4 protein-coding genes are annotated in these 4,961 nt (G+C 31.8%); 3 read left to right on the top strand and 1 reads right to left on the bottom strand.

The features are described from left to right. From WBN21_RS10755 to WBN21_RS10745, 3 genes are all read left to right on the top strand, one after another. Window positions 1-1,536, top strand: a 1,536-nt coding sequence (locus WBN21_RS10755) for a two-component regulator propeller domain-containing protein (RefSeq protein ID WP_424200141.1), incomplete at its 5' end; no start/stop codon positions are given. Beyond that, window positions 1,536-2,255, top strand: a complete 720-nt coding sequence (gene recO, locus WBN21_RS10750) for a DNA repair protein RecO (protein WP_424200139.1) — start codon at window positions 1,536-1,538, stop codon at window positions 2,253-2,255. The genes WBN21_RS10755 and recO, both read left to right, overlap by 1 nt. 3 nt (window positions 2,256-2,258) lie before the next feature. Further along, complete coding sequence (locus WBN21_RS10745) at window positions 2,259-4,670, top strand: TonB-dependent receptor (RefSeq protein WP_424200137.1); 2,412 nt, start codon at window positions 2,259-2,261, stop codon at window positions 4,668-4,670. Between the two features lie 56 nt (window positions 4,671-4,726). Here the strand turns inward: WBN21_RS10745 and WBN21_RS10740 are convergent. Next, on the bottom strand, window positions 4,727-4,961 hold a 235-nt coding region (locus WBN21_RS10740), incomplete at its 5' end, for a T9SS type A sorting domain-containing protein (RefSeq protein ID WP_424200135.1).

The raw sequence follows: 4,961 nt of genomic DNA, 5'->3' as shown, positions 1-4,961 counted from the left end.
GTTTTTATATACGACGATAGTTTTAACTTAATTAATCAAGCTTCAGTTGGAGGTGGTTTTATTACAGAATTTAATTCTGCTTTAATTGAAGGCGAGAATTTATATATTGGAAGCAAAGATTTTGGAGTATTGAATTCCATAACTACTAATCCAAACGAGTTTGTTGAAATTCGACCAGATGGGCCGCTTTTAAATAACCTATTTTCAATTACCTATTCAAATGACGATTTATGGGGTGTTTCTGGCGGTTATAACTTATTTTATAATTTTATAGGTGGGGATAGAGTTAGAACCGGAATAAGCCGTTTAAAAAACAACGAATGGTCGAATATTCCTTTTGATACCATTAGTAATGCTATTGTAAATCCTTATTACTTATCTCATATAGCAATAAACCCAATTGAACCCAACCAAGTTTTTGTAAGTTCTTATTACTCAGGTTTAATTGAATTTGATGATGAAGAAATATTAGGATTGTATAATCAAGATAATAGTACACTTACACCTTTTTATGGAAACTGGAAGCTTACAGGTGCCTCCACCTATGATTCTGAAGGCGTATTATGGGTAATGAATGGAAGAGTTGATAGCCCATTAAATAAATTCAAAAATGGGTCATGGACTTCCTTTAGTTTTTCTGAAATAATCTCAGATCCTATTAATGAATTGGGTTTTTCTAATATAGCTATTGATAATTCAGGTGTTAAATATATGGGTACATACGGCTTTGGTGTTATTGCTTTTGACGAAAATGGTGGAAGTCCATTATTAACTAATATAAGTGAAGAATCCGAAAATATGCCTGATAAATTTGTTACATCTGTAGCCATCGATAATAGAAACCAACTCTGGATTGGTACTTATAGAGGCTTGCGCGTTTTATATAATCCATCTAGCATTTTTACAGATGAAAACTTAAGCGTTAGTGAAATTATTATTGAAGAAGATGGTATAGCAAAAGAATTATTATTTCAACAACTTATTACAGATATAGAAGTAGATGGTTCAAATAATAAATGGATTGGAACTTCCGATTCAGGATTATTTTATCTTTCATCTGATGGGCAAAACACCATCTTTCATTTCACAAAAGACAATTCTCCTTTACCATCAAATAGCATTAATGACGTGGCTTTAGATATCGTAAATGGCATTGTTTATATCGCCACCACTAAAGGGCTTTTATCATTTAATTCTGGTGGTTCAAGTGCTTTTGAAGATTTAGAAAGCGCTTATGCTTATCCAAATCCAATAAGACCAGGGTTTAACATTGTTGATGATAAAGTTAAAATTAAAGATATATCTGAAAATGTAAACATCAAAATTACCGATATTGAAGGGAATTTAGTTGCCGAAGCGCAATCTAGAATTAATCAAAGATACCAAGGGTATAATTTAGAAATTGATGGCGGAACGGCTTATTGGAATGGTAAAAACCTAGCAAATAACGTTGTGGCATCAGGAGTTTATTTAGTGATGCTTTCCGATTTGGATACCTTTGAAACTAAAGTTTTAAAATTAATGGTTGTTAGATAATGCTTATTACTACAAACGCTATTGTTTTATCCAAATTAAAATATAGAGATAACGATTTAATTGTAAAATGCTATACTCAAGAATTAGGAATAGTTAGTTTTTTATTAAGAGGTGTTTTAAAAAGTAAAAGGGGAAACTCTAAAATCGCATATTTTCAGTTATTATCTCAATTGCAAATGGTACTAACCTTTAAAAACGGGAGGTCTTTGCAAAGCGTTAAGGAAACTAAGTTAAATCACATTTACACGAGTTTACATTCAAATGTTTTAAAAAGTTCCATAGTCATGTTTCTGTCTGAAGTGTTATCGCAAACACTTCAGGAAGAGGAACAGAATGAAACACTTTATAGTTATTTAGAAAACACCCTTTTATGGCTTGATTCTCAATCTGAGTATGCTAACTTTCACCTATTATTTCTATTAAAACTAACCAAATACTTAGGGTTTTATCCTGATACAAGCAATATAGACGCTTCTTATTTCAACCTATATGAAGGTAAGTTTGAAATGAAGGCGAGTAATAAATATGCTATTTCAGGTGAAAATTTAACTCTATTAAAACAACTGTTAGGCATAACATTTGATGCATTACCTAGTATAAAAATTAATGCTAGGCAAAGGCAGTCTTTTTTAAGTATGATTTTGCTTTATTTTGAACTACATTTGGGGAATTTTAAAACCCCAAAATCTTTACAGGTATTTAATCAAGTTTTTAGCTAAAACATGAAGTCTTTTTATTTTACAATTTTACTTTTTCTAGGTTTTCTAGGCGTCCAAGCTCAAAATATACAAGTTTTAAATAAGGTAACTAAAGAACCTATTTTTGGTGTGGCAATTTATAATGTCGATAAATCTAAAAGCGTCATTACCAATTTTAGAGGCGAGGCAGAATTAGATAAGTTTTCAGAAACTGAAACCATATATTTTAAGCATTTATCACACGTTTTAAAATCTATAACAAAGCAACAACTCGGAGACTTAAATAAAGTGTTATTGGTTTCTAATACACAAGGTTTAGAAGAAATTGTCATTTCTGCATCAAAATTCCAACAAAGTAGAAAAGACATTCCTCAAAAGATAGTAAGTGTTGATGCTAATAAAATTCAATTTATAAATCCTCAAACAAGTGCTGATCTTTTAGAAAATACCGGTCAAGTCTATATTCAAAAAAGTCAATTGGGTGGTGGAAGCCCTATGATTAGAGGTTTTTCAACCAATCGTTTGTTAATTACCGTGGATGGTGTAAGAATGAATAACGCCATTTTTAGAGGTGGAAATCTTCAAAATGTTATTTCAATCGACCCTTTTACTATTCAAAGTACCGAGGTTACCTTAGGTTCAGGTTCTGTAATTTATGGAAGTGATGCTATTGGGGGTGTTATGAGTTTTTATACTCAAAAACCTAAATTGTCATATACCGACTCCCTATGGTTTAATGCCAATGCAGTAGTAAGATATGCTTCTGCAAGTAATGAAAAAACGGGACATTTTGATTTTAACTTAGGTTATAAAAAATGGGGGTTTATTACAAGTGCAAGTTATACTGATTTTGATGATTTAAGAATGGGAAGTCATGGTCCAGAAGCATATTTAAGACCAGAATTTGTTAAAACTACTTCAACGGGTGATGTGATTGTAGAAAATAACAACCCTTTGGTTCAAAAATTTTCTGGATATAGCCAAATAAATTTCATGCAAAAGGCGCATTTCGAGCCTTATGAAGACCTAAGTTTTGATTTAGGCTTATACTACACAACAACATCTGATATCCCGCGATATGACCGCTTAATTCGTTATAGAAATGATGTATTACGATCGGCAGAATGGAATTATGGCCCGCAAAATTGGTTGATGTCTAATTTTCAAGTAACCAAATTAAGCAGTAAATCAAATTTGTACGATAAAATTAAAGCCACTTTAGCCTATCAAAACTTTCAAGAAAGTAGAAGGGATCGTGATTTTGATTCAACCGTTAGAAATATTCGTGAAGAAGCCGTTGATGCCTATTCATTTAACCTGGATTTAGAAAAAAGGTTTTCAACTAAAACAGAATTTTTCTACGGTGCCGAGTATGTTTACAATAAAGTAAGGTCCATAGGTTTTGAGGAAAACATCTCGGATAATACTAAAACAGCAACCGTGTCAAGATACCCAAATGGTTCAAGTTGGCAGTCGGTGGCTGTTTATTCTAGCATAAAATATAAGCCAAATCCTAAATTTGTATTTCAGTCTGGTTTACGATTTAATTATGTAGTTTCAGATGCCGATTTCACAGAAAATAATGTTTATTTAAACTTGCCTTTCGATTATTCGAAAAATGAATCGGAAGCTTTAACAGGAACGGCAGGTATTAGCTGGTCTCCAAATCCGATTTTGCAATGGAAATTCAATCTATCCTCAGCCTTTAGAGCCCCAAATATTGATGATATTGGTAAGGTGTTTGATTCTGAACCTGGTTCTGTAGTGGTGCCAAATAATGATTTAAAACCAGAATATGCTTATGGTGGTGAAGTAGGTTTGAAACTAAATTTTAACGACAAGTTAATTCTAGATACGAGTACCTATTACACCTATTTGGATAATGCTTTGGTAAGAAGAGATTATAGCTTAAATGGTGAAACCGAAATAATTTATGATGGTGAGTTAAGTAATGTTCAAGCCATACAAAATGCATCAAAAGCTTGGATTTATGGTTTTGAAGTCGGTTTGAAAATGCCTATTACAAACCAGTTAGATTTAACATCGCAATATTCAATTATTGGTGGGACAGAACAGGAGGATGCGGTTGAAGTTCCCATAAGGCACGTTGCTCCAAGTTTTGGAAACGCTCATTTAGTTTGGACTTTAAAGGATTTAAAATTAGATTTTTTTGCGAATTATAATGGCGAATTATCCTTTTATGAATTAGCACCTTCTGAAATTGAAAAAGATTATATATATGCTTTAGATGCTGATGGAAATCCTTATAGTCCATCATGGTATACGCTTAATTTTAGAGCACAATATCAAATTAATAATGCTTTTTCTTTAACAACCAGTTTAGAGAATATTACAGACCAGCGTTATAAAACCTATTCATCAGGCATTGCAGCTGCCGGAAGAAACCTTGTTTTATCCTTAAAGTATAGTTTGTAAAAAAATGAAAGCTCTAGTTTGGACTAGAGCTTTCATTTAAAACAAATAGCTTTTGGTTATTTCTTAAATGCTTTTTTAGTAATAGTTGCACCATTTATAAGGGTGACTTTAGCAATATAAATACTGCTACTTAAGTTTGATAAGTTATAAGTTTCAGAAGTATTTCTACCTGAAAACTCATATAATTGTCTGCCTAATAAATCAAATATTCTAACAGAATTTATATTCTTAGAAGCCGTAAATTGCACGTTGTCATTTTCTAATTCAATAATTTTTAATGCATTAGAATTT

The sequence above is a fragment of the Algibacter sp. genome, from assembly GCF_049667265.1.
In the GTDB taxonomy this organism is placed as follows: Bacteria; Bacteroidota; Bacteroidia; order Flavobacteriales; family Flavobacteriaceae; genus Algibacter_B.
Note: the sequence above shows the minus strand (reverse complement) of the source record. Positions and strands in the feature narration are given on the sequence as shown.